The sequence below is a fragment of the Moorena sp. SIO1G6 genome (assembly GCF_010672795.1).
In the GTDB taxonomy this organism is placed as follows: domain Bacteria; phylum Cyanobacteriota; class Cyanobacteriia; order Cyanobacteriales; family Coleofasciculaceae; genus Moorena; species Moorena producens.
The window spans coordinates 1-26468 of sequence record NZ_JAAHFZ010000021.1 but is presented as its reverse complement, the minus strand read 5'-3'; the positions used below and the strand labels follow the sequence as shown (position 1 = coordinate 26468).

The 26468-nt window shown below is 43.9% G+C and carries 22 protein-coding genes and 1 pseudogene; 9 read left to right on the top strand and 14 right to left on the bottom strand.

Annotated features, from left to right (window positions below):
* Positions 1-21 precede the first annotated feature (21 nt).
* Positions 22-369 (bottom strand): slr0373 family blue light stress response protein, encoded by a 348-nt coding sequence (locus tag F6K63_RS20205; RefSeq protein WP_008177686.1) that lies wholly within the window; start codon positions 367-369, stop codon positions 22-24.
* 352 nt (positions 370-721) lie between these two features.
* Complete coding sequence (locus tag F6K63_RS20200; RefSeq protein WP_008177685.1) at positions 722-1456, bottom strand: LmeA family phospholipid-binding protein; 735 nt, start codon at positions 1454-1456, stop codon at positions 722-724.
* A 147-nt stretch (positions 1457-1603) separates the two neighbouring features.
* Between F6K63_RS20200 and F6K63_RS20195 the strand changes: the two genes are divergently transcribed.
* Together F6K63_RS20195 and F6K63_RS20190 are read left to right on the top strand one after the other, a co-directional pair.
* Positions 1604-2359 carry a pseudouridine synthase gene (locus F6K63_RS20195; protein WP_008177683.1) on the top strand — a complete coding sequence of 252 codons (756 nt, stop codon included), beginning with the start codon at positions 1604-1606 and terminating at the stop codon, positions 2357-2359.
* A gap of 31 nt (positions 2360-2390) precedes the next feature.
* Positions 2391-3179, top strand: coding sequence for a helix-turn-helix domain-containing protein (locus F6K63_RS20190; protein WP_287313002.1), 789 nt, complete (start codon positions 2391-2393; stop codon positions 3177-3179).
* A 431-nt stretch (positions 3180-3610) separates the two neighbouring features.
* On the opposite strand, the gene malQ is transcribed toward F6K63_RS20190, so the two are convergent.
* The 4 genes from malQ to F6K63_RS20170 all read right to left on the bottom strand — a co-directional run bounded on the left by malQ (position 3611) and on the right by F6K63_RS20170 (position 9477).
* Positions 3611-5119 carry a 4-alpha-glucanotransferase gene (gene malQ, locus F6K63_RS20185; RefSeq protein ID WP_287313025.1) on the bottom strand — a complete coding sequence of 503 codons (1509 nt, stop codon included), beginning with the start codon at positions 5117-5119 and terminating at the stop codon, positions 3611-3613.
* A gap of 48 nt (positions 5120-5167) precedes the next feature.
* Complete coding sequence (locus tag F6K63_RS20180) at positions 5168-6541, bottom strand: RNA-guided endonuclease InsQ/TnpB family protein (protein WP_287313001.1); 1374 nt, start codon at positions 6539-6541, stop codon at positions 5168-5170.
* A gap of 370 nt (positions 6542-6911) precedes the next feature.
* A complete protein-coding gene (locus tag F6K63_RS20175; RefSeq protein WP_287313000.1) occupies positions 6912-9269 on the bottom strand; it encodes an NACHT domain-containing protein in 2358 nt (785 codons plus the stop codon).
* Positions 9270-9309: 40 nt separating this feature from the next.
* The gene (locus F6K63_RS20170; protein ID WP_154659631.1) at positions 9310-9477 is read right to left on the bottom strand and encodes a hypothetical protein; all 168 of its coding nucleotides are present in this window, start codon (positions 9475-9477) and stop codon (positions 9310-9312) included.
* A gap of 656 nt (positions 9478-10133) precedes the next feature.
* On the opposite strand from F6K63_RS20170, the gene F6K63_RS20165 reads away from it, so the two are divergent.
* Both F6K63_RS20165 and F6K63_RS20160 read left to right on the top strand, forming a co-directional pair.
* Positions 10134-10463 (top strand): hypothetical protein, encoded by a 330-nt coding sequence (locus tag F6K63_RS20165; RefSeq protein WP_008177667.1) that lies wholly within the window; start codon positions 10134-10136, stop codon positions 10461-10463.
* Positions 10464-10511: 48 nt separating this feature from the next.
* Positions 10512-11090: a hypothetical protein gene (locus F6K63_RS20160; protein ID WP_287312999.1), complete on the top strand. Its 579-nt coding sequence runs from the start codon at positions 10512-10514 to the stop codon at positions 11088-11090.
* A gap of 150 nt (positions 11091-11240) precedes the next feature.
* Here the strand turns inward: F6K63_RS20160 and F6K63_RS20155 are convergent, their stop codons facing one another.
* Positions 11241-12050, bottom strand: a complete 810-nt coding sequence (locus F6K63_RS20155; RefSeq protein ID WP_008177664.1) for a hypothetical protein — start codon at positions 12048-12050, stop codon at positions 11241-11243.
* 313 nt (positions 12051-12363) lie between these two features.
* Positions 12364-13164 (bottom strand): type 1 glutamine amidotransferase, encoded by an 801-nt coding sequence (locus tag F6K63_RS20150; protein ID WP_044491798.1) that lies wholly within the window; start codon positions 13162-13164, stop codon positions 12364-12366.
* A gap of 497 nt (positions 13165-13661) precedes the next feature.
* Between F6K63_RS20150 and lgt the strand changes: the two genes are divergently transcribed.
* Positions 13662-14540 carry a prolipoprotein diacylglyceryl transferase gene (gene lgt / locus F6K63_RS20145; protein WP_287313024.1) on the top strand — a complete coding sequence of 293 codons (879 nt, stop codon included), beginning with the start codon at positions 13662-13664 and terminating at the stop codon, positions 14538-14540.
* Between the two features lie 323 nt (positions 14541-14863).
* On the opposite strand, the gene proX is transcribed toward lgt, so the two are convergent.
* The 5 genes and pseudogenes from proX to pstS (F6K63_RS20120) all read right to left on the bottom strand — a co-directional run bounded on the left by proX (position 14864) and on the right by pstS (F6K63_RS20120) (position 22704).
* Positions 14864-16888: a glycine betaine/L-proline ABC transporter substrate-binding protein ProX gene (gene proX, locus F6K63_RS20140; RefSeq protein ID WP_287312998.1), complete on the bottom strand. Its 2025-nt coding sequence runs from the start codon at positions 16886-16888 to the stop codon at positions 14864-14866.
* Positions 16889-17154: 266 nt separating this feature from the next.
* On the bottom strand, positions 17155-18381 hold the full coding sequence (locus F6K63_RS20135) for a quaternary amine ABC transporter ATP-binding protein (protein WP_287312997.1): 1227 nt from the start codon (positions 18379-18381) through the stop codon (positions 17155-17157).
* Positions 18382-18491: 110 nt separating this feature from the next.
* Positions 18492-18968, bottom strand: a pseudogene (locus F6K63_RS20130) (Uma2 family endonuclease); the annotation flags it as partial.
* Positions 18969-19510: 542 nt separating this feature from the next.
* Complete coding sequence (locus F6K63_RS20125; protein ID WP_287312996.1) at positions 19511-21466, bottom strand: iron uptake porin; 1956 nt, start codon at positions 21464-21466, stop codon at positions 19511-19513.
* Between the two features lie 206 nt (positions 21467-21672).
* Positions 21673-22704: a phosphate ABC transporter substrate-binding protein PstS gene (gene pstS, locus F6K63_RS20120; RefSeq protein WP_287312995.1), complete on the bottom strand. Its 1032-nt coding sequence runs from the start codon at positions 22702-22704 to the stop codon at positions 21673-21675.
* A 515-nt stretch (positions 22705-23219) separates the two neighbouring features.
* On the opposite strand from pstS (F6K63_RS20120), the gene F6K63_RS20115 reads away from it, so the two are divergent.
* Both F6K63_RS20115 and F6K63_RS20110 read left to right on the top strand, forming a co-directional pair.
* Positions 23220-23693 (top strand): hypothetical protein, encoded by a 474-nt coding sequence (locus F6K63_RS20115; protein ID WP_137985690.1) that lies wholly within the window; start codon positions 23220-23222, stop codon positions 23691-23693.
* A gap of 57 nt (positions 23694-23750) precedes the next feature.
* On the top strand, positions 23751-23945 hold the full coding sequence (locus F6K63_RS20110; RefSeq protein ID WP_287263103.1) for a hypothetical protein: 195 nt from the start codon (positions 23751-23753) through the stop codon (positions 23943-23945).
* Here F6K63_RS20110 and pstS (F6K63_RS20105) read toward each other — a convergent pair.
* Positions 23929-24942 carry a phosphate ABC transporter substrate-binding protein PstS gene (gene pstS / locus F6K63_RS20105; RefSeq protein WP_008177852.1) on the bottom strand — a complete coding sequence of 338 codons (1014 nt, stop codon included), beginning with the start codon at positions 24940-24942 and terminating at the stop codon, positions 23929-23931. The two genes, F6K63_RS20110 and pstS (F6K63_RS20105), sit on opposite strands and share 17 nt — an antisense overlap.
* A 491-nt stretch (positions 24943-25433) precedes the next feature.
* Between pstS (F6K63_RS20105) and F6K63_RS20100 the strand changes: the two genes are divergently transcribed.
* Both F6K63_RS20100 and F6K63_RS20095 read left to right on the top strand, forming a co-directional pair.
* Positions 25434-25955, top strand: coding sequence for a hypothetical protein (locus tag F6K63_RS20100; protein ID WP_287312994.1), 522 nt, complete (start codon positions 25434-25436; stop codon positions 25953-25955).
* A 9-nt stretch (positions 25956-25964) separates the two neighbouring features.
* Complete coding sequence (locus F6K63_RS20095) at positions 25965-26423, top strand: hypothetical protein (RefSeq protein ID WP_287312993.1); 459 nt, start codon at positions 25965-25967, stop codon at positions 26421-26423.
* Positions 26424-26468 lie beyond the last annotated feature (45 nt).

Genomic DNA, 26468 nt, shown 5'->3' with positions numbered 1-26468 from the left:
TCTACCTTAACTTTGGCTACCTTAACAAGGAACCAATTCCTCTTCTCCGTGAGAATCGGTAATGGAGCATACTTTCGCTGTTACCTTTTCTACTGGGAGTTCTTCCGATATCACACCAGGTTGGTTTTTCAGAGCAACTAATTGTCCCTCTGAGAGAACCAAGTCACTAGAACACTCAGGACAGGAGTATACTTGATGGGTTTGTCCATATTGGTCTACCTCTTCAACCACATCTTGGTGTTCTATGTAGAATATAATCGCCCTCTCAACCATAGCTGACATTGATTCAGAATCAACAGCCGCTTTTATTTTGAGCCGACGGTGCAATCCTGGTGGAAGATAAAGAGTAACTTTTTGCTTGTCTTGCATATATTTTTTATATCGTTGTACCCGGGTATGTATTTAACCTTATCGGCTTCCTCTCTAGCTGTCAAGACATTAAGCTGCTATGACGGCATAATTGTTACATTACTTAATATTAGGGGGCGGAAGGAAGATGGTTATCTTATTGATATGGAATAGGATTTAGTTGGCAAGGGATGGAGCGCCCTCAAAGGTAGCGATGGTGAGGCCAACGACAATCTCCACGGGTCTTATAGCGCTACGCTTAGCGTGAGAAGGAACGAAGTCAGAAGTCAAAAGTAAGCGATTACTTACGTTTCGGAGTTTAGGAATGTCAAACATCTGAATGGGTAGTGCTATACAAAGTAAGGACTAACACCTAAGGCATTACCTTCAGTCCTCCACGACATATCAGTTGTCCAGTTGTGAGGGTAAGTTCAAGAAGCTCCACCTCTGGTCCTAAATTTATTAGAAACCCATCTAAGCTAATCGGGGGGGCATCAGGGTCTATCTGAACTTGCAAGGGGTTCAGTTCCAGTTGGTTGGGGGTCGCCAGTTGGATACCAGCACGAATTACTATCAGCTTGGTACCAACATCAGGATTAGTTGAAATGCCTCTTAAGGTCAGCTGTCCTATATTGATATTAATCTTTTGCCAGCGTATTTGTGGCTGTTTTGGGTCGTTACCGGGTTTAATGATATCATCTGATTTAAGGAATGTATATAATAACTCCGTCAAAGCGTTAGATAACAAGGGTGCTTCAAGAGATGATTGCAGGTCTGGTTCTAGGAGTAATAGCTGACCCACTACGGGAACTGGTTCTAAAAGACGTAGGGGTTTACCCTTAATTATCTGACCCAGGTTAAGTTTAATATTACTGCCTTCGAGCTGAATTTGGGTTAGATGCAGTCCTTGATAAACTGCTTGGTTGGCAGCAAGGGCAACCTGAGGAATGTAACCAGTCAGGATTTGGCGATCGCGTCCCACAATGCTTAGTTGCAATGTAGCAACTTCCTCTACTTGCGATCGCAGCCACAGCCGTAGCGCTGGGGAAATAACTTTGCTGATAATCTGGCTTGGCTTTTGCTTCGAGCTTTTCGGAGTTTTAACCAAAAGAACACCTTCTTGTACTATTTGTACATAGTATTTTGAAGTCGTTGTCTAATGGAAATCAACTCCTGGGCACACTATAAGCATAAGGCAAACTAAATTCAGCATCACCATAGTCCAGAAGACAAAGCTCAAGCCAAATGTTGGGTCATGGAGGAAAGAGTACAAAAAATTCTTTCACAGTGGGGTATTGCGTCACGGCGTCGAGCCGAGAAGATGATAGCCGCAGGACAAGTGCGCCTAAATGGTACGACTGTACATTTGGGGCAGAAAGCTGATCCAGAAACAGATGTAATCGAAGTGGATGGCAAACCGATAAACCCCTATCAGCGACCTCAATCTATCTACCTTTTACTGAACAAGCCTGCTGGAGTAGTTTCCACTTGCCGAGATTCCCGGAATCGTCCGACAGTAATTGACTTATTACCGGATAAACTAACCAAGGGTCAGGGGATTCATCCTGTAGGAAGGCTGGATGCCGATTCTACAGGTGCATTACTACTGACCAATGATGGTGAGCTAACATTTCGCCTGACCCATCCTAGTCATCACATACCTAAGACGTATCAGGTTTGGGTACGGGGTAATCCCCCAGAATCGGTCCTGCAAACTTGGCGTGAAGGTGTTAATCTGCTGGGTAAAAAAACGTTACCCGCTCAAGTCCGTGTACTTAAGCGTAAGGGTCAATCCACACTTTTGGAGGTGGTCTTAACCGAAGGTAGAAACCGACAGATCCGTCGTGTTGCTCAACTGCTAAGCTATCCAGTGATTCATCTACATCGTACTGCTATTGGCCCGATTAAATTAAATCTACCAGGAGAGCCAATTCTTCCTTGTGGTGACTACCGTGCCTTGAATGATGTAGAGGTGAGTTTTCTTACCAGTAAATCCACCATTGTTCAGTAAAAATGCCAGCAGATGTCGAGGAGTACCGTGTATGAATGAAAACAAAGTCCCGTTGCAGGAACAACAACAGAAGAAGCTGGCAGAAATGGGTTCATACCTGTGCCAGTTACGCACTCAACAGTCTAAAAGCATTGGGGAAATTGCCACTTGCACCCGAATTAATGCACGATTTTTGAGGGCAATAGAGCAAGGCAAGCTAGACCAATTACCAGAAGCTGTGTATGTTCAAGGGTTTATCAAGCACTTTGCGGATGCACTAGGCTTAGATGGAGACGAGTTTGCCAAGGCTTTTCCCACTGGGGTAACTGTACAAAGGTCAACACTTTCGTGGGGTAACAGTTGGATTCCTCAACTGCGACCGGTTCATCTTTATTTGTTCTACATTTGCTTGGTTATTGGTTCGGTGAGTGGCTTATCTGTCCTAATCAACCCTTCTAAGCCACAAATAACTGATAAGGAACCAAACTTGTCTCCAGCTCAATCATTACCGACACCCGGTAATTTAGATCAAACTAACTCGCAAGCGCAGTTAGCCTTAACCAAGATACCGTCGGGTCCACATAAGCCAGTTCAGGTGGATATCACTCTCAAAGGTAGATCTTGGCTTCTGATCGTGGCAGATGGCAAGAAAGAATATGAAGGCATCCTAGAAGAAGGAACCCAGAAGACTTGGGTTGCTAACGAAAAACTATTTGTTAAAGCTGGCGATGCTGGGAATGTAATCGTTGAGTTCAATAACCAACAGGCAAAGCAGATGGGGGCTCCTGGTGCAGTACAAGCATTAACTTTTGCTGCTAAACCTAGACCCTCTCTTCAGTAGTCAAGCTTTCTATAGGAAAAGCATTAAATTCATAAATCTTAAACATTAAAAAAGCATATAATTGGGGGCAAAAACCTATAAATGTTACTATAAAAATAACAATTTATAGCATTTAAAATTCAAAATAGATACATGAAAACCAATGCTAATTTACCATAAAAATTAACAAGTTTAGGCTCTCTTTACTAATGTTACCTGTTACCTTGGTTAATCAATTAAATTTGATATCTTAAAATTCAAATGCTATAGCAACGATTTAACTTATATAAAGTCCAGTTAATCCCTTGTATAGAATAGAATTATGTAGGATTGTGAGTTGACGATTGTCAACTAATAATTAAAATTTGTTGGTTGTAAAAATATAAACAACCAATAATGAACTTAATAGGATTAATTCTTAAAACTATTCGAAGACAAAATGACTAGGCTTGCTAGTTATAACTGGGAGCACGACCGTAAGTGTGAGTGAGGATTTTGAGGCGATTAGCCAATTCTTCACTCAACGCATTCGGTCGATAGCGCCATTGCCAGTTACCTTCCACGGTACTGGGAAAATTCATTCTAGCATCTGTGTCCAGACCTAAAATATCTTGCACAGGAATAATCGCTTGTTTGGCAATACTACTGAGCGCTAATCGGATTAAATCCCAATGGATGCCTTCTTGGCTGACTGATCCGGAGTAATTCATTATAATCTGCTTATCTTCAGCAGAGAGTTTTTTAAACCAACCCACTGTTGTGTCATTATCATGGGTGCCGGTGTAAACCACACAGTTTTGGATATAGTTAAAGGGTAAGTAAGGGTTACTTGATCCCCCACTAAAGGCAAACTGTAAAATTTTCATACCAGGAAACTGGAAGCGTGAGCGTAATGCTTCTACTTCTGAAGTGATGATCCCTAAATCTTCCGCAATAATTGGCAAATTGCCCAACTTGTCTTGGAGTACTTCAAAAAATTCTTTTCCTGGTGCCTTAACCCATTCTCCAGTGATGGCAGTTGTTTCTCCTTGCTTGACTTGCCAGTAGGCCTCAAATCCCCGGAAATGGTCAATCCGCACAATGTCTACATACTCCAAGATGGTTTGGAAGCGTTGTATCCACCATCGGAAGTTATCTGCCTGTAACTGTTCCCAGTTATAAACTGGATTACCCCACAACTGACCTGTGGCACTGAAATAGTCCGGAGGCACCCCAGCCATGAGTGTGGGTTCGCCAGTTTCGTGATCAATGGCAAAGATTTCCCGATGAGCCCAGACATCAGCACTATCGTGAGCCACATAAATTGGAATATCACCAATAATCTGGATCTGGTGATGGTTGGCGTACTGTGTGAGAGCTGACCACTGGCAGAAAAACTCAAACTGTAGGTATTTGTAGAAATAAATTTCATCTTGCAATTTCTGCCGCCAATACTCAACTGCTTTGGGTTGAGCCATAGCAATGTCTCGTTCCCAAGTATGCCAGCTACTCTGGTCAAACACATCACGAACAGCCATAAATAAAGCATAGTCTTCCAACCAGCTGGCTTTTGCTTGACAAAATTCTGTAAATTTATGGTGCTGTTGGGGTGAGGCGTTGGCACGGAAGCGATCGCAAGCTTGGTATAACAGGGGCATCTTGGTTTGAATTACCTGATTATAATCCACTGAGTCGAGGGGAAACTCTGGTAGATTGGCAAAGTCTTCATCCTTGAGCAGTCCCTGCTTTTGCAATTGTTCTGGGCTAATGAGCAGGGGATTGCCTGCCATGGCTGAGTAAGAGCCATAGGGAGAGTTACCATACCCAATCGGACCAAGGGGCAAGATTTGCCAGTATTGCTGGGCGCTTTGTGCCAAAAAGTCAATGAATTGATAAGCCTGTAAACCTAAGTCACCAATACCAAAGGGACTGGGTAGGGATGTCGGATGGAGCAAAAGACCACTAGATCTGGGAAAAGGCATAAAAAAGCGATCAACAATATTGACATACTCCCGGCGCTGAATCAAAGATTACAGGGCGGGATTCTCACAGACAGTGATTCTTGATTCATCGAGACAACTTATTGAATTAGATTTCTCTTCATCAACAGCGGTCGAACTCTCCTCAAGCGTTCCCGGTTCCCCGGCAGATCCCCTATGCCCTAGGGTACTGTTGTTATTGCACTCAACACCTAGAATGTTCATACCTTTGTTTAAAATATTTAATGCCGCATTCGTATCCCGACATATTTCTGTCTTGCATTTAGGGCATTGATGAGTTCGAGTGCTGAGTGATTTCTTCACTCGATGACCACAATTTGAACAATCTTGGGAGGTATAGTTAGGGGCAACAGCAATCACTGTCTTGTCCCAAACCTTGCCAAAATAATCTAACCATTGAGTGAATTGATACCACGAAGCATCAGAAATAGACTGAGCCAGATGATGATTCTTGACCATGTTTTGTATCTTTAGGTCTATGCCTCCTAGCGTCGGCAGGCTAGCGCCAACGTAGACAACCACATCATTAGAGTGGACTACGCACCGAGCGAGCTTCACCGCCCAGTCTTCGTTCTCTCGGATGCAAGCTCCGAGAGCTGCGAAGACTTCGTCTTTACGCTGTCTTTGAACCTTCAAATGTGCCTTACCGAGTCTAATTCTGGCTTTGTGGTAGTTGTTGGATTGAGGTTTCTTACCCTTAACAAACTTTCTGGACAACCGTCGCTGTAGTTTCTTAATTCGCTTCTGTGCTCTTCTTAAATACTTAGGATATATTGCACCATTGTCGTTTTGGTCTTTGTAGAAATACTTCAATCCCAAATCAATGCCTACAAAGTTCCCTGTATAGTTTCCCGCTTCTTTACGATTAACATCAAAACAGAATTGAGCATAATAACCATCAGCTCGTCTAACCACTCTCACCCGATTAATTTTTAGCCTAAATAAGTCCTCTCTGGTTTCATGATTACAGAATAGAGAGAACGTACCTGCTTGAAAACCATCGGTGAAATTAATCGTTAAACAATCCTCTGATAGCTTCCAGCCCGTAGTTTTATACTCAACTGTTCGCGCAGCGTCGGCAAAGCCGTTGCGAGAATGCTTTTTGAACTGAGGATAACCTTTCTTTTTGGATCCCTCTCTACAGCGACGATAGAAGCTAGAGATTGAATTCCAAGCCCTCTGTGCCGATGCCTGACGCGCCATTGAGTTCAACTTTTTGGCAAAAGGATATGCGCGTGCCAGTTCTTTACACAGCTCAGACAGACGAGCCTTATTTACATCCGGCTCGTCGCGCCATAATCTAACTGCTTTGTTTCTAATGAATTGAGCAGTTCTTATGGCTGAGTCTATTGCTTGGTATTGTGCCTTAGACCCGTTTAAAAGCTTGGCTTCTCTGACTATCATCAGCCTATTTTACAACAAACAAATGCGGATCACCAAAAGTTCTGCATTCTTTTTTTTGTGGGTCGCAATTCATGAGGGGCTGTGTGCGGAATTTAGTTCAGCACCTTGAAAGCCCCGTCCCAACACCAAACTAGCGTTATGGTGTGAGCCTTATTGCTCCATTTAGGTAAGTAAGCCTTACGACATTCTCACCGTAGCACGGGTCAAAACGGTTTAAGGGTTAGGGCTTGTTCGCGTAGCGTGGCCTTTTGGCCAAGGCCAAGGCCAAGGTTGTTCGCCCAAGGCGATTCGGTTTACGGTAGGTTAAAGGGTGAAGGGGTGAGAAGCTACTTTTCACCCCTTCAGGTCAACATCGACCGTGAGGGATCAATTACGAGTGGCACAGCGGCAAAAACAACGTATCTTCTATTTCTTTGCGCACCGTCAGACTCAGCTGACAATTACTATTGAGGCACTCTACTAGCAAGTGATTAGCACGACTATACTGCTCTAACCAATCTTGGGATGTCTTGCTCAAATCCCATTGGTGACCCATATTACGATGCTCAATCATCAAAGCCCTTAATTGTGATAACCATTCCGGACCATGACTTTGCCACCATTGTTGAATACTATCTCGGTCGTCATCATCTAGGTCAGGTAGCTGATTTTTAAGCTTCTCTAGATAGTCTCCTATAGACTCAATCCCAGTCAGGTGATTCAAGTCAAGGGCAAGGTAAAGAGCACTGAGTCGGTCGTAAACTAGTTCTGGTGTCATAGCTTGGGCAACAGCTAAAGCATGATCTAAGGCTAAATCTAGGGCAAGTTCACTACCCAACTCCCCTCCTAGTCTGTGATCAATAGCCAAAGCTAAGGCTTGATTCCGGGAAAGAGGATGGTTAGGAGGAAGGGCAAGGGTCATGTAAAAGGCACGCACTGCTGCTGGCTTGTAGGGAGTATCGATGTCGAGGGATTTGATCTCGATCCAGTTCAAGAACTTGCTCAAGGTATCATCTAAAGCCATAACGCCTGGTGTCTGTTTGACTGAGTCAAACACCATTTCTGCACAGACTAACCGATTAACCTGTTGCTTGATCAGCAACAATAGCTCATCAGCATCTGGCAACATTTGTGCTGTGAGTAAAAATACTTCCCGCCAACGTTTCTCCTGTAGGTGTTCGACTAGCTGTAACAAAGACATCCCATTGCCGATCACAATCGCTCTGGCGGTAAAATACTCTTGAAATGTCAGATGAGAGAATGAGTAAATTCGTCGTGCCCGCTCTACCAATAGTCCATGCTGCACCTCGATAGATTTGAGTACTGCTAAGCTATCTAATTCTAAAGCTGCCTGGTTGCTTTGAGTTGCTGGTAATTTCCGTAAATAATCAGCAATTAATTGTTGCAGCCGAATTTCTTCAAAGAAATACTCCCCTTGCTCAAAGGTGATAACTGCTAATTGAGAAAGTAATTCTAGCTTGTGGGGCAAGGATAAATTACGATAAATATCATCTCGCTTAACACCCCGGGCTTCATCCCAGCGAATCAGTAGTAAGTCTAGTCCTTGCTGGTAAAGATCAGAGCGTTTAACAGGAAAGTCAGCTTTGGTTTGAAACACCAGACAGGCTAGATTCAGCAAGACTGGTGTTGTTGCTAGTTCTCTAATTTGCTGATTTTCTGGCAGCTTCATCTGCTCGATAAACAGAGATGCTTTCTCCAAACCTGATTCTGGGTCATTCCTTGCTATCGCCACAAACCACTTTTTAGCAAAGTGTTGAATTTGTGCTGGTTTGAAGTCAGCAATCTCAACCTCAGTAAATCCCCGAAATCGATACTGTTGAGCTGCAATACGACATGTGATGATCAGCTGATTTTTGTAATACTTTTCTGAAATCTTGCGGATTTGTTGAATAACTTGATTACTGGCAGTTTCCGGGACTTCATCCAAGCCATCCATTAAGATCAAGCCTCTGCCATAGCTGAGGATAGTTTCAATATCTTGTTCTGAAATACCACAACTTTGGAACTCTTGATTAATGTAGTTAAATAGGCTAAAACTACATTCGATCATAGCATCCTCGGCAAAGTTTTTCAATCGAATCAAAATCGGAACCCGATCCGATTGAAAATTTCCTTGATTGCACTGAATAGCCAGATATTGCAAAAAGGTGGTTTTCCCAGAGCCAGGTTTACCTAGCACCATCATTTTAGGATAGCGTTCTACCGCTTGCACTCCTGGTATGCTTTCCCGGCGCACTTTGCCTATACCCAAGCGGTCAAATTCCTCCGGTGGGAAGCCTTGCAAATCCTCAATTTCCAACCATCGTTGACTAGTGATTTCTTCGAGAATATTCACATCTACGTAGATGTGATCTAAACTCACCGGTCGAGCAATATCTAATAGGCGCAGAGTGCCACACTGATTTTGAATTTTGTCATGGTAGTGCGATCGCACTTTGGTGACGATGGCATCAACTCTACTTTTGTCCTCAGCTGCTTTCTGTTCTGCATCTATCTGAGCATCTTCTGGTATAGCGACAATCTCTTCCATCTCCAAATCCAGATGAAAGCAGATTTCGCTAAAAACGCGGCGGTCAACGGGTTTACCGGCAAAAAACTTCCAAATCGGTTGGCGAGTTTCTATGCCGATTTCACCCGCAAAATATTCTTGTGTCCATCCCTTGCGTTCAAAAGCCTGTTTGGCTTTTCTGATGCCGTCTGGAGATGCCTGGAGAGATCGCTTTGCCATAGCTCAAGCTTAATTTACTGAAAAATCTTTCGACACTCACCTATAGATTTCCCGAAAAATAGGTCAAGAGCCACAACGAACGGATCACAATGGGAAATTTTTGATCAGAGGGGGTGATGGGGTGATGGGGTGATGGGGTGATGACGTGATCAGGTGATGGGGTCAGAAGTATATAGAAATCCTCAATCATTTGTGAAAAAGAACCCATGGTGAGATTCTTACTTCTCTTCCTCCACTTCCGGTCTCAGACCCCTCTCCCCCTCTTCTGGTGTTTCACAACTCAAATCGGATTGCTATAGCAGAAGTCAGAAGTCATTTGTCAGAAGTCATTTGTCAGAAGTCAAACTCTTGCGCTTCTTGATGCAATAGCGAGTGGGGGAAACCCCCAAGACCGCTTAGGTGCGCTTTCCGTTGGCGAATTAAATTCGCCACGGGTCGCACCTCTGCATCGCTTACAAAGGGTGTGAGACTTTTGTCATGTCCTAACTGCCCTGGCGACTGCTATATATTTTATTCTATCCCACTCTCCCAGTCCGACCGTTGGTTGTTCTCGGACAAAAGATGATGTTAAACGTCAGGCAAGAAGATATCGATTTTGCCTGCAAGCCTTTTCCCTTTTCACCCTCTTCCATTTCTGGTGAGTGATTGGTATACATCAACTCAAACACAACAAAAACGCAATCGCAAACATCCAAACTTCATCCTTAAACTATAGCATCAATTCAGTAATTTTTCGTACACTTTAGGCGTTCGGTGAAGAGGACTGTGAACCATGAATAACCCTAGGATAACGACCGCCATTGATTACTGAATTGGGATCCTAGTAAGCCTTATTTCTATATCTCAATCAACTTAACTATACTTATGAACCATCGTTATTGGAGAACCTTTATCGAAGCAGCTGCTCTCACTACCTGCCTGATGTTTGTCAATGGGATTCCCCCAATGACTGAAAATTTTATCTCTGGAACCCTGATAAATAATAAGTTTTTCCAGAATTATAAGGATGGGGTTAAGGAAGTAGTCGCTCAACAATCTACTTACCCGTTGAATATTTCATCACTATCATTCTTAGGGAGCGTAGATAGTTTACCTGAAACCTTATGGCATGTCAAGTTTAACCAATTAACAGCATCAACGGTTAGCGGGGAATATTTCATTGATTCTGCCTTCAGCTTAGGAAGTTTTCAATGATGCTATTCATAGGTTTATTAGACTATAAATAGATAATCAGGAGTTAAAATGTTACAAGTGTGTCTACAGCAATCCTGGCCCCAGGATAAACCAATTAGCAAAATTATATTTCCAGCAATTTTACCAAGCAGCTTGGGAAATTTTGCCACCTTATGCTTGATGTTATCTCCAGAAGAAATTCAGTATTATCTATTCAGCAAGCCCCACAGTCAATTTGTCTTCATCAATTCGCCTCATCCGATGCTACTATGGGTTACTGTACTTCAGTCTAAAGCACAGGACTCTCGGTTACTCCCTTGTTATCTAGACTTGAAAACCTCGAAAGTTCAGACCATTACTCGTTGCTTAGCAGATAAAGGCTTCTATCGACTACTTTTGTTTTCCACTGAAGAACCACAACGCTGTAACCAGGTAATGACCGTAACGCTTAAACCCCAACAATGCCAAATGTTACAAGAGTCGGCTAATACTGGTCAAACCTCACAACCTATAGCTCAACCCATAGTCAGCAGACGCATACTAAAGCTCAAATTTGAACAACTAAAATCCCAACTGTTGAATAAATGGGATGCTCTGGACAGGTTTAATTCCCCAACCCAGCCAGAACTTGCTCATTCCATTTCCTAGTTCCTAGCTTTTTATAACCTTAGGTAGTATTATATCATTGCTAGTATGATATAATTTACAGTTGAATACTTATCATTGTGGCAAGCTGGCTGATTAGTCATTAGTTATTCGGTACAGATGACAAATAACAAACTAATTATCGAGATTTTCCTAATTGTTCACAATTGGCAAAAACTCCTTTCTCTGTGATGAATATTCCCAGGCAATTCCGTCTGGATCTTTACTTTGACTCCATTGTGAAAAGTCGGCATCAGATTTACGTTTACCAACTGTGCTGGCATGAACATTCAGTCGCTTGGCTAATTCGGCTTGGATCAGAGGTTGATAAACTTTCTTATCCTGCTTCTTTTTGACCCGGTTTTTTTGATCACCTGAAGCGTCAGCAGTCAAGGCAGCTAGTTTAGAGGCAACAGATTCTTGTGATCGTGGATTTTCTTGCAGTTTTGGGATGTCATTGCTAGAGAACTCATCTTGTTGGAGCTGTAGTTCCAAAGACGGGGTTGCTTGACTGGTGTTGGATTCACTCTCAGGCTCGAAGGAGGATTCACTTTCAGGGTCGAAGGAGGGTTCACTCTGATCAAAGATACTACCGAGAGCGCTAGCAGTCAGAAAGTAATAAACAGTGCCAATGTCATCATAGGTTTTACTCTGAGCTCCAAACTCCTCTGCCTTTTTGTCTAAATACTGTTTGGCTGCAGTTCCAGAAATATCCGCCTTGATCGACAAGTCCATGGGTGTCAGACAGCCTTGGTTATCTTTAATCAGTTGATTGAAGAAGGGATTAACTTTCCGAGTCCACTTCTGCCATTGATATTGCTGCCAAAGCCTGATGATGATAATCAAGATTAGCATTGCCAGTACGATCGGCCATGCCTTTAGCAACAGAACCATCACCAATGCGAAGGGGATGATTAGAATGAGAATTCCAGTGGCACTGCTATCGATTACTTTTCCAGTCATCTGACTTTACGGGGTAGGGAAACCGCGTCTGTCTTGGTGCGCGTTCCCATGGCGAGGGAACCTCGCCGGGGTCGCACCGCTTTTTAAAGCGCGGAGGAACTACGAAACCAGCGGTTTTAACCGCCGTCAAAGAACCTCATCCCTCGCTCAAGTGCTTGGGAGGGGGTATAGTTAATAGTTTATTCGTTTACGAGGCATTGAGGGGCTATCCACTCAAGTCGGGACTGTGGATGATTAGTAATTGGTAAACATTTCTACTATTACCGATTACCGATTAGCCGTAAGAGTCACGACTTCTTGCTACTAGTCCTAGTCAACTCAGGTTAGTCAGGGCAAGACGTTTAAACATCGCCACCCTTGCCTTGGTTGCTAAGGTATCATCCAGTGGTTCTAAGGACACTGGTATATCATACTTTTGCTTGAGGGCAGTTTGGATCAGCCAATCAGCAAGAAAGGGGTTTTTCGGTAACAGCGGACCGTGGGAGTAGGTTGCGATCGCATTTCGATAAAATGCTCCTTCTGTGCCATCTTCCCCATTGTTACCATATCCTTTGACCACTTGAGCTAGGGGTTCGACATTACCTAAATAGGTACGACCACCGTGATTTTCAAAGCCAATCACTACTGGATTTTTCCCCAGCATAGCCTTTAAGTCTTGGGCTAGGGGTGATGCAGTAATCTCAAATACCACATTACCAATGCAACGGCGAGCATCTACGCCAGGATGCTTGCTGACCAAATCCAGCAACCCTAATCCCTGAATCCGCTTACCTAGAGCGGGTTCATAGTAGTTACCTAGCAATTGAGGTGAGCCACAGGTAAATACTCCCGGTACACCTGCTTCAATTTTTTCTTGTAGGGCATTGGCTTTGCTACCTTGTAAGTCTCGCATAACAATTTCTTGCTGTCTATCTTGAGCACCACCACCCATGAAGATATCCACTTTATAGAATTGCTCAGCAGGGGTTTGCTGATCCAGGGGGATTAGATTGACTCTAATGCCTCGCCACTGGGTTCGTTGTTGTAAGCAGATGACATTACCACGATCACCGTAGGTACTCATTAGGGTAGGGTAAAGCCAGCCTATAGTTAATTCTAGTTGTTCGGAATTCATCTTGGGTTGAAGGTGATTTGGTTGTTGGCCTTTGGGGTCCCTGGTCGGGTAGGTTGAACGCGATGGACGGAGTCCCGCAATCGAGCGATCGCGTGGCCTTTTGGCCAAGGTCAGAAGGTTGTTCGCAAAGCGTGACCGAAGGTCAAGGTTTTTCTATGGATAAGTTACGCTAATTTCTTGGAATCACAAAACTTTGACAACTATATAGTCCATTTATACTGTCTGCTGAGCAGTTATAGGAGAAGCTGATCTAAGCCTTTGCTTCCCACCATCGCACTCCAGATTAGGAAATGCTAGAGAGCTGGTCAAGTAATAGAAGTTGACAAAATTAGCAATAGCTAGACCAAGCACTTGTACAGGATATTTCTATCACCTGACCACCCCATTATCCCATTATCCCATTACCCCATCATCAATTTACTTAGTTTTCTGATGACTTAACCGATGCTGTAGGAGACTACAATGAAATTTGTGGTTTGCTGCCTATGGATAAATCAATGCTGCAAGCAATCTCTCATCTAACCCTAGGGTTCCAATTTGCAAGTCCCGGGCCAATAATCGTTGAACTCGGACCGGTAACAATCCGCTGGTACGGACTATTGATTGCCTCAGCAGTGTTAATTGGAGTTAGCCTTTCCCAATACCTAGCCAAGAGTCGTAACGTTAACCCAGATTTGTTGGGCGACTTGGCTATCTGGCTGGTGATTTCTGCGATTCCTGGAGCCAGACTTTACTATGTCTTGTTTCAGTGGAAACAATACGCCCAGCGTCCAGACCAAATTATTGCGATTTGGAATGGTGGGATTGCCATTCATGGCGCTATCTTGGGTGGTATCTTAGCTGCAATAATTTTTGCCCGCCTCAATAAACTGTCTGTCTGGCTGTTAGTTGATCTAGTAGTTCCTTCCCTGATATTAGGTCAAGCCATCGGACGTTGGGGTAATTTCTTTAATTCCGAAGCCTTTGGGGCTCCCACGGATTTGCCTTGGAAATTGTATATTCCACTAGGACAGCGTCCCCTAAGCTTTAAGAATTTTGACTATTTCCATCCGACTTTTCTGTATGAGTCTGTGTGGAACTTATTGGTCTTTGGGTTACTGATGACTCTGTTCTTTCGGGATTTACGCCGCAAACCCCATCTGAAGGTAGGGACGATGGCTCTAGTTTATATGGTCGCCTATAGTACTGGTCGCTTCTGGATTGAGGCATTGCGGATGGATAGTCTGATGCTCGGTCCATTACGCATTGCTCAAGTGGTCAGTTTAGTTGCGATCGCATTGGGAGTTGCTGGTTTAGGGTGGCTGTATTGGATCGGTCGGTCTTTGCCAGATGTTGTTCCAGTCGATAATCAGCAGTGGGATACGGTATCTAAATAAAAAAAGCCCCAGAGTTTATCTCTAGGACTTTACCAGGGTGCATCTACCACTTTCTTTTTACTGGGTAGATCAGGTTAATCCGGATAATTTGGGAATATAGCAATCTGTTATTAGTTGTGATAGTTGGAAGATGGGGCAACGGATCGTTCAAGGGGATGTAACCGATAGGTGAGTGTCTGGTAGTTGACCCAAGATACTTGCAGGTAAAGGGTAAAGGGTAAAGGGTAAAAGGTCGGGATTAATCACAAATACCAATTCCCCTTTACCAAATACCAATTACTCAACCTTGACAATATTAATGTTCTCGTAAATTATAGGAAACCTCAAATTCCAGAAGTTTCTCCAACTTTTCTAGCTTCTTCAAGCCAGCTATCAAACAACTTTTGATTCTTTTTAATCCATTCTTGGCTATGGCGACGGATATCTGCTGGGCTATCTTCCCCCTTTTTGGCCCGTAAGCTTTCAGCATTAAGCTCCTCAATCGGCATCTTAAATCGCTCAAACAAGTCTCTGGCTGCTGGGTTAGTTGCTAGGAATTTTTTGTTTGCCACAAAGCGGATCTGATCCACCGCGAATCCGAGATTTTTACCATCGATTGAAGTATGTTTTTCTGTCAACCCTTTCTGGGCTTCTGGTAGATTGGTTTGGGCAACTTCTAGCCAAACCACATCCTCACCTGGTTTTAATACCGTAGCCAGCCACAGAGGAGTCCAAGTGTAGTATAGGACTGGTTTTCCTTGTTTGTAGCGAGCAATGCTATTCGCAATTAGGACGCTATATTCTCCTTGGTCGTGTTCGACAGTATCCCTGAGCCCATAAGCATCTAAGTGATGCTCAATAACTAACTCACATCCCCAACCGGGAATACAACCGGCTAAATTTGCCTTACCATCTCCATCGGAGTCAAAGAGTTTGGCAATTTTAGGGTCTTTGAGTTGCTCTAAATTGGTGATCTTGTATTTTTCAGCAGTTTTTTTATCAATCTGATACCCTTGCAACAGATCAGAAACAATAACCCCAACTCGCTCTAATTTCTTGTCGCCACCATTTTTTTCAAAGAATTCTGTGTGCAACTTTTCCCAGTGGTTAGCGGTAAAATCGAGGTCGTTATTACCCAAAGCGATGTGGCTGGTAGTTGGCTGGAGTTGTTTGGGTTTTTCAATCTCGTAACCGAGCTTTTCCAGAGCCGTGTTAACGATGTGTGTCATGAATTGTGAATCGGCTAGATAACCATAGGTAGAGCGTACTTTCACCCCTTTCCCAGGTAGGGCTATTTCTGATGAGGTTAATTCGGTTGTAGCTTGGGGAATTTGTTGCGAGCTGATGAAACCCACAAGCAATGCCACTAAAACCATTGCAGCAACAGTAGTAGTCCCAGTCCGTGGTTTACTGGTTAACCTCAAACGCACAAAACCAATGGGTCCTCGCTCTAGCCAAGGGATTTGGTTGTTGCCTTGACTCACCACTTGAGTGATCCGGTCGAGCATCACCGCAATCAGAACGATGCTTAATCCTCCCACAGCAGCCAGTCCGACATTCACCCGACCGAGACCTTGTAAGACCATCTGTCCCAATCCCCCGACACCAATCATAGAAGTCACTACCGACATCGATAGTGCTAATAGGATCGCTTGGTTGACTCCAGCTAGGATAGTTGGCATTGCTAGGGGAATTTGCACTTCCCAAAGCATTTGTCTTGGGGTTGAGCCAAATGCGATCGCAGCTTCGACAACTTCTGTAGATACTTGTCGGATGCCTAGGTTGGTCAAGCGAATCAGGGGGGGAACAGCAAAGACTAAAGTAGCGATTACTCCGGGGACTGCACCAATGCCAAACAGCATTACCACTGGGACAAGATAAACGAATGACGGCAGGGTTTGCATGGCATCAAGCAGGGGTCGCAGGAATTTCTCGACGCGATCGCTACTAGCACAGGCAATGCCAAAGGAAATGCCAATCGCCACGCAAAAGACTACAGCTGTCACCACTAGCGCCAGGGTAGTCATGGCTTGTTCCCAAGCTCCAAAAAAACCAATCAAGGTCAAGGCTATAAGGCTATAAATAGCAATTTTTCCGCCAGCAATTTGCCATACTATCAAAGCCAGAATAATCAGAAAAATTAGGGGAGGAATGGATAGGAATAGCGATTGTATCCCTTCCAGAGTCCAGGTAATGGGCAAGCTAATTGCTTGAAAGAAGGGACGGAAGTTGTCAACTAGGAAATTAACTACTGCGGTAATCCACTCGTCAAGGGGTAAGGTATAAAGCTCAAAGGGATTCAAGATAATATCTAGACCGACTTGGCTTGTTGCGATATTATTAAGGGATAGAATTAAATAATTGAACACAATACTATTCAAAGCAACACTCTTCTAGTATAGATTGTCAATTTATCTAGATATTTAGTTTTTCAGCATTCAGCTATCAGCTATCAGCTTTCCGTAACTCAGCATTATTCGAATGCTTACCTCTTTGATTCAAAAGCTGTTCCCTTAGCATGGGTGTAGGGCATCAGCTGATAGCTGTTCGCGTAGCGTGCGCGTAGCGCTTAAGCTGTTCGCGTAGCGTGCGCGTAGCGCTTAAGCTGATAGCTTAACTTAATAGTATTCAGCATTCAGTATTCAGCTAGGTTGTCTTGGAGAAGCTTTTGAGGTTTGCCAATACTAGCGATAAGATCAGACTGTTCCACCATTCCTTTGAATGTACCGTCAGTATCGACTACAGCAACAGGAAGTCCATCTCGGTAGAGGTGAAATATATCTTCTAGGTGGGTGGAAGCGTTGACTGTGGGGAAATCTGTTTCCATCACTTCAGTAATATCTTCACTGCCTTTTTGGAGGACTGCTTCGAGCCATTGTTTCTTGACAATTCCAACTGGTTTGCTGTGTGCATCGACAACATACATTTGTTGGAGGTGATGGTCTATCATCTGTTCCAGTCCAGCCCTAGCAGAGTTTTCTGTAAGAACTAAGGCAGGGGTTTGACGAGCAATTGACCCAGTTTTTAGGACTTGGGCGCGGTTAACATCTTGGATGAATGCACTGATGTAGTCGTCAGCTGGTTGGTTAATCAGTTCTTCTGGTGTGCCAATTTGGACAATATAACCGTCTTTCATCACTGCTATGTGATCGCCCATCTTGAGGGCTTCTTGAATATCATGGCTGATAAATACAATGGTTTTGTGCAGTTCTGTTTGGAGTCGCAGTAATTCATCCTGCATGTCCCGCCGAATTAGGGGGTCGAGGGCGCTGAATGCCTCATCCATAAGTAAAATCTCGGCATCTGTGGCTAAAGCCCGGGCTAAACCTACCCGTTGACGCATCCCACCACTCAGAGAAGAAGGTAAATAATCCGCCCATTGGGATAAACCTACCACTTCTAAGGTTTCCAAGGCTTTTTGGCGGCGTTTGGCTTGATCTATCCCCCGGACCTTGAGACCATACCCGACATTTTCTGCAACTGTTTTGTGGGGAAATAATCCAAATCTCTGAAACACCATTGATACCTTGCTCTGGCGAATCTCTCGCATCCGCTTCTCATCAACATGGGCAATGTCTTCATCATCGATATAGATATTGCCACTGGTGGGATTAATTAGGCGGTTAATACAGCGAGCTAGGGTAGATTTTCCGGAACCGGATAACCCCATGACCACAAACAATTCTCCTTTATTAACGGTCATAGAAACATCGGCAATACCTAAGACTTGACCGGTTTTTTCTAAGATAGAATCCCTACTACCACCTTGGCGAAACATTTTGAGAGCAGCTTGGGGTTTCTCTCCATAAATTTTAATCAGATGTTCAATACGAATTTTGGGGTTTGAATTAATATTAGTCATTAGTAATTGTGAAAAAGGGGAAAAGGATAAAAAGAGAAAAGGTGATTCGGAAAAACCCCTAGTTTATAACAGTTAATCAGTAAGCTCGGCACTTTTTATGGCCATTCAGCTTAAATTTCATCTGGGTCAATCCCTGCCTGTCGCAGTCGTTCTGCTAATTTTTTACCTCGTTGCTCAGCTGATTCTTCTGGTAAGGGAACTAGATTCTCATCTCGGTCTTCAATGGTTCCAGACCATGGTCCCAAGCACAAGACTAAGGGCTGACACCATAGCCACCCTTGTTCATTTGGGGTTAGCTCCTGGTAGCCATTGTCTATATCTAAATACCATCCTTGCAATGAATCTGGGTCAAAGGGTTGGTAGACAAAATAATTTGGAGTGCGGAAGGTCTGGCAGTAAATGCTCTTCTTTTTACCTGTATCAACTTGCTTTGTGGAGGGGGACATCATCTCGATTATTACATCTGGGTAGCGACCCTGTTCTTCCCATACTACCCAGCCCAGGGGTTATCGGCTACCGTCTACATTCAATACTACAAATAAATCTGGCCCGCGAAAGTCCCGGTTTCGTGCTTGTTCACTACTGAATTGACACTCCCCGTCCTATAATAACGGGGATTCTTACTTCAACGAGCTGTCTTGCTTGATCAGGTCGGAACCAAAAAAAGTAGAGGACAATTCTCCATAAGCGTTTAGATAATGAATCTAGGTTTCGGTGTGCCCCACCGTACCTTATTTTTTTTATATAGATAGATAGGTACTTTTTTTATCTAAATTTTTCATAGACGTTCAAGTCGTTAGACCGAATCACGCAATCTGCACTCTTTTGCATATTTTTTACGTTGTCTACTTATTGTTAGATAATATCTATCTAATCTTTTAATTTATAGTTTATAATTTTATAGTAGCACACTTAGTACAAACTGTCAATACAAAGTCTTAATAAAAAGCCGTCCTATAAGGACGGGGCTTTAGACCAAAATTTTTTGGTAAACAAACATATTGCCCCCAACAAAGTAATCGTCTCGGTCAGCTAAAGCAACGCGCAGTGAACGGATGAGAGGGTTCATGACTATGGGGTGGCGGTCACTCTCAACCGCTTTGTGATCTAATAGTAATAGACCAACCCTCTAGAAATTAAACTGGGTTCGGAGTACTCCAATCCCAATGGTATCATTTTCATCATTGTGTTCTGGATCGACAATCACCAAAACACCAGGAGTGATAAAGATTCTATCAGTCAGTGGGTAGCGATAAGACAGTTCAAGATGGTATGATACATCGCGATCGCGACGACCAGCAACATCATTACTAGCTAGTCTTGGAGGCATGCCAACAATTAGATTCAACTGGCTGCCTAATTTTCCGATGTCTGGGAAAGCGGCGGTAACTGCCCAGCTCCAAATATCTGCTTCTGATCCGCTTGAAACATCGAAACCATTGTTATTGCTAATGCTTGAGGATTCTGCGATCGCATTGCTATAACCAACCCAACCGCCTAGGGTAAAGCGATCGCTAAATCGATAGCTAGTGGATACACCCAAGCTATTTGATGAGGTGGCTGTATTTGAGCCAAAGGGAGATTGAGCGAATTGGCTACCGAGAAACGATGCAGTATTGGCTGTTTGAGGAGAGTAGTACCGGACATAGGTCAAGGCCATACCAAAACGATCAGAGGGAGTAAGGGTCACCTGAGCCAAAGCACCAAAGGCACCATTGAACAGTCCAAAGTCTGAATTAGAGGCAGAACCAGTGTAATAGGCTGCTCCAGTAGCAATCAGGTCATTGAATTGATAGTAGATTCCAGCACCAGCACCAAAACCCAAGTCGTAGATGTAATTATTGAATCCAAAACTGGAAATGGAAAATGCTGGATTGAGGGCGGGAATCAAAGCAGTTGCTCCCTGACCTGCTGCTGCTATAGATACCAGACCTTTATTACCTAGGGGAAACCGATAGAACAGCTGGTTTAATTTAACATCATTGCCGGTATTAGTGGCAAAACCAAACTTGGTCATGGCTGTACCGGTGAAACCAGTGCTAAAATTACTGGTATTCCCTGCCCGAAGTCTAGTGCGCAAAAGGTCTCGACCGGTGAAACTGGTGTCGAAGTTGAGAATTGCCCGGCCTCCCAACAGAGTATTAGTATCATCAAAATCTTCTGTTGGGCTTTGACCAGAAGGAACTGCTTTTTTCCCGCCAAAGCCAGTAGCTAGAGCAATATCTACACTCCCACGCAATATAGTAGTAGTCGAGAACTGATGGTCTTCTAGGAAAGTCACTCGCCCTTCCAAGTTATCGACCCGAGCCTGTACAGTAGCTAATTCACCACTGAACTCTTCTTGTAGCCTTTGCATTGCTGCTAAATCAGCTTCGGTTACCAAGTTGGCTGTTTTACCAATAATCATGGCATTCACCCGATTTAGGCAAAAATTCAAGCCAAAAGCAAACTCGTAGCGAGTCAGGGCACGGTTACCGCGATAGGTGTCATCCTCGTAACCAGTCAGGCATCTATAGCGCTTCAACAAAGACTGTAGTGCTTCGTAAGCCCAATCCGTAGGTTGGACATCAGACAGTTCATAAACTGGTGTTACCCGCTCCATTGGTCCATTACTCAACGGGTCTGTCACACCTAAGTTTTGGGATATATCTAAACTATTATCTGGACTATTATCTAGACTATTGGAGTTAGTCTGGGTAGATGGCATGTCTAATAGTTTAGAAATCGGTGCTACCTGACCCATAGACGGATTACTCACAGTGTCTGCCATCTCTAGGTCTGGCGGTGACTCCAGACTAGTCAAGCTAGCTGTCGATATCCCATAATTAGGAATAGACGTAGTAGTCTTAAACTCCAGTTCATCGTGGAATTGGTCGGTTAACTGAGGAGTTTTTGGGGGAGTTTTTAAGTACTCTCGCGCTATATATTTCGGTCTGGGATTAAGATCTGACCTATCTGGTGATGGTTTAGGGTCTATGGCAGTCAAGGTTTCTGGTTCGCTATCAGCCATAGCGGGGGTAATGGTTACCAAATGGACACCAAGTACTATCGGTGTCAGTGGTAATCCACCGCAAAATTTTTTCACAACTCTCCTCACACAACAAAAATAAAAGGTATAGCGCTACGCGCAATGGCATTGGCAAGAGGCAAAAGGCAAAAGTTAACTACAAGAGCTTTTCAGCTTTTATCTATGTCAAACACCTTAATGCGTAGTGCTATAAAAGCTCGAAGGCTATACCACACCGATAACAGCGATACACCGATACCAAAGTACTTTTGACTTTTGTCCTTCTATGGAACAACCCTGATGTTGTTATTCACAGCTTCGATGGCTCGATTAGCAACATCTTCGGGTATCCGAGTGTACTGTAGATCTTCGTTCAAGTCTTGACCCTCAGTCAGAATCCAATTTATCAGGTCTTTAACCCCTTGGGCTAGTTCTGGTTTAGGATACTTTTCGTAGAGAAACAGCCAAGTTATACCTACAATTGGATAACCCTGTTCTGGGTCATCTATATTTTCGATGGTGAAGTCCTCATTGAACTGCACATTGCCTAGGGCTTTATTGGCTTGATCAACGGTAGGCTTGACGTAGCGACCAGCTCGGTTTTCCAGCCTGGCCATCGGTAGGTTAAGCTGTTTAGCATAACTCGCCGGTACATAGCCAATGGCACCGTCAATTCGCCTAACTTCGCTAGCTACTGCTGCATTTCCCGGAACACTAGAGAAGACCTTAAAGCCCCAATTAGGTCTTTTACTTGCTCGGATTCTGCCATTAGTAATTTCGTTCAAATATTTAGTAAAAATAAAGCTAGTGCCGCTACTGCCTGAGTGGACAACTACTTGGATTTTCCGGTTCGGTAGGCGGGAGTTAACCTGCTTCCAATTAGAAATTTGACCTGTGAAGATTTTACCGAGAGTTTCTCGGGATAGCTTAACATCGGTGGTTATCCCTTGAAGATTATAAACGACAGCCAAAGACCCCCCAGCCGTTGGTACCATCAACAAACCCCGTTTCATGGAGTTTCTCTCTACAGGAGTTGGAATCACATTGCTCGCTCCGAAGTCAACGGACTGATTGAGAAATCGTCTAATCCCACCACCACTGCCAATGGCACTGTATTTGAACTTTACATCTGTTTGTTCTTTTTGTTTTTCTTCTTGGTATTCTCTAAAGTAACGGCGATAAAGGGGTTCAGGAAATGTAGCTCCCGCGCCAGTGAAGGATTGAGCGATCGCACCACTGATAGAACCAAAGCCAACGGTTAGGGTTACTGCTGTTGCTGTTAAAACCTTTTGCCAAAAAAATTGATAGCCAATCATTAATGTATCCTTAATTTATTCGTAAGTATTCAGCCGTCAGCCGTTGGCCTTTGGCCACGCTACTTGAGGTGCCGTCAGCCGTCAGCCGTGAACTTATTTTATTAAAAAGCACCTCGATTAGCACCATCTGTAGCGCATAAAATGTTGGCCTAGCCTGATCTACGGCCAATAGCTGATAGCTGTTCGCGTAGCGTGCGCGTAGCGCTTAAGCTGATAGCTGATAGCTGATAGCTTACATTTATTCTAGTCTTACAATTGTCAGTATTCTTAATCCTAGAGATTACGCGATCGCGTTAATCATCATATAATTTATATGACGACCATTTAAAGTCTAAAGTTTCGCCAATTTTACTGGCGTTATCAGTGGGCAATCAAGTGGGCAATCAAGTGGGTAATCAAATTTCTTTCATCAGAGACTGTACCAGAAAACTCCAAGCCAAGTTTAATGCTATTTTACAAGAAAGCAAACTTTTTTTTGGTGTGACATGGAGATGAGTTTACTGCGAAAATTTAGCTTGACACTGGTTTCATTCCTTGCACTTAGTCTCCCAGCTGGCAAGGGATTTGCCCAAAGCTTTGGGGGGATATATCAGGAGATTTCTATCTCTGAAGTGCCAGCTCCTGCTATCACTGCGGCCACTGTTGCTGCTGGTGTCTCACCCACGGATGCAGCAATCGAGATTGGGGCTGATGGCAAGCTAATCTATGGACTGAGTGGTCAGAACTCCCAGGGTAACCGCTTTGAAGTGGATGTCAATGCCATTGGGGAAATTCAGCAGGTTGAAGAAGAAATTGACCAGAGTCAGGTACCCCCACCAGTACTCAAAGGTCTAAGAGTCTGGCTACCTGACTTCCAGCCTACTGTGATTAGGAGGAGCGTCCGGGCCACAGACGTTATATACGAATTCAATGGTAAGGATGTGCAAGGCAACAACCTTCAAATTGAAATGCCCTCTAAGGGTGGCAGGTTGATACTATTTACCTATTGAACCAGGGACTAACTTTACTGTGCTTGGTGTAAACCGGGTGCATCTCATTAAAGCTGTTTGACCCGGTGGCTGGAACGGGCATCTTGGTGGAACGGGCATCTTGGTGGAACGGGCATCTTGGTGGAACGGGCATCTTGGTGGAACGGGCATCTTGGTGGAACGGGCATCTTGGTGGAACGGGCATCTTGGTGGAACGGGCATCTTGCCCGTTACAATAACCCACCCTACTCCACTACTATGAACCAACGGTGATGTTTTGATTCACTGCTTGAATGGCTTGGCGAGCAATATCCTCTGGAATCCTGGTGTACCCTAGTTCCCCGTTGAGGTCCTGACCTTTAGTGAGAATCCAATTAACCATATCTTTTATCCCCTGGGCTTTGGCCTGATTGGGGTACTTCTGGTACAGTAGCAGCCAAGTTAGACCCACAATTGGATAACCATCGGCTGGATCGTTAAGTTTGAGGGTGAAGTCCTGGTTAAACTCCACATTGACCAGCCCTTTACTGGCTTGGTCAAGGCTAGGCTTGATATAGCGACCCTCTTGATTTTCAATCCTAGCGCTAGGGAAGTTGTTTTCTACAGCATAATTAGCCTCTACATAGCCAATGGCACCGTCAATCCGCCGCACTTCCCCAGCTACTCCACCATTTTGAGGACGGCTTGAGAAGACCTTGAAGCCCCAATCTGGTGTTGGGCTAGGTTTGATCAGACCATGGGTAATCGCACTCAAGTACTTGGTGAATATGAAACTGGTACCGCTACTATCTGAGCGCACAACAACTTTGATGTCTCTTCTGGGCAGGTAAGTGTTAACTTGCTTCCAATTACCAATTTGACCAGTAAAGATTTTCCCTAAAGTATCGCGAGATAGTCTGACAGAAGTCACTACACCTTGGAGATTGTAAATGACTGACACAGCTCCCCCCGCTGTTGGCACCATTTGCAAGCCCCGTTTCATCTGACTTTTTTCCTCATCGGTTGGGGGCATATCAGTGCCAGCGAAATCAACAGACTCGTTAATGAATTCCTCAATACCAGTACCACTGCCAATGGTACTGTAATTTACATTAACGCTGGTTTCTTGTTGGTATTGGGAAAAGTAACGCTGGTAAAGGGGTTGGGGAAATGAAGCACCGGCACCAAACAATGGTATTGCACTTGCTGCCTTGAGTGAAATTAATACAATGGCAACTGTAACTGTTAAGGTTATCAATGTCCGACGGGACTTGATTACAGCTAAAATCATTTGTCTAGAAAGATTAAGAATAATTCAAGGGGTAAGCTATCAGCTAATGCGCTACGCGCACCCTATGGGAATAGCTTATGGTCATGGGAAAACCATGACATTTAAATTTTTGTTAAGTGATTCGGATTAGCTCCGACCGCACCTGAAGTGAAGCAGGGATGACAGTTGCTGGAGTTTTGCGATTGGCCCAAAGGCCTCAGCTTCCGCTAAAAGCGATCGCATCCTCCTCTACCAGATGTTTGTGATGGGGAGGTGATATAACAGCTGAAAATCTCAAAAAAGCTGGCATATCCAGTGAGCAATGGGAAAGATTAGTGAAGTATATCCTTTCCCGACTGAAGTTTTCTTAGTGAGCGTTTTTCATAACTATGAGGTCTACAGGATTGTTTACCTGTCTTATATATCCCCATGCTCCCTAAAACCTCTGTAATATGAACAATATAGCGACTACAGCATCCTAGCTCTTAGACAAACACACAAGTATAGGCATTATGACAAACAATCCCGGTGGATTTTCTGTAGGTAGTTCCGTAGGTGGTAAGGTCAGCAACCTACAAGGTAGCAATAACCGAGCCATTCAAGGTGAAGATAGTCAAGGTATTCAAGGTGACAAGATTAAAGGTATTCAAGGTGACAGTAACCAATCCATTCAAGGTGACAATAGTCAAATAAACCAAGGTCAAGGTACTGCATCAACCGAAGAACCGCTAACAAAAGAGCAGGTTATTGAGTTATTAGTAGAGCTGGATAAGTTGGTACGAGGGGCAGAGCTACCAGAGGATATCAAAGAAAAAGCAACCATGTACCTTGGTGCCGCAAAAAAAGCCACAGAAGAGGAAGAACCTAAGAAAGAATTGGCACTCGCCAACCTGGAGACTGTGGCAGAAACCCTGGAAACAGCCAGTGGAAAAGTTGATGCGGGTAAAACCCTCTGGGACAAAGCCAAGCCTATCCTGCTTAAAGTGGCAGATTGGTTTGGTGCTGCTGCTGCTTCACGCATTATAGGTATCTAGAACTAACTCATGAGCCAGTCACCTGATCGGAATTCTGACTCACAACAGCCTGATGCTCAGATGAATTCGCATCAGGTTGAAGCTTTTCAGGTTGGTGAGGATATGTCAGTTATCCAAGGTGATAACAATCGGGCTATCCAGGGAGATGAAAATCGGGCGGTTCAAGGTGAGAAAAATCGGGCAGTTCAGGGAAATAGTAACCAAACCATTCAAGGGGAGAACAGCCAGATTAACAACATCTTGTTTAAGATTTTTAATCAGCAGCAATCTGTTCCAGAAACCCAATTAACTCGCCAAGAATACCGCAACCGTCAGGCATTGCTCACTAAAGTCAAAAACTTTTGGATCAAAGGCGTTCTAGAAAAATCCCTCTATCACCAAGTATTAGACCTCTCCAAAAACTTGAAACTTTCTCAGGCACTGCTTTTCAGCGATCAAATTGACCAAGTCAATTTTACGTTGAATTAACGCTATAATAAGCTTAAGAAGCTATTGATGTTAATTTAGCACTAA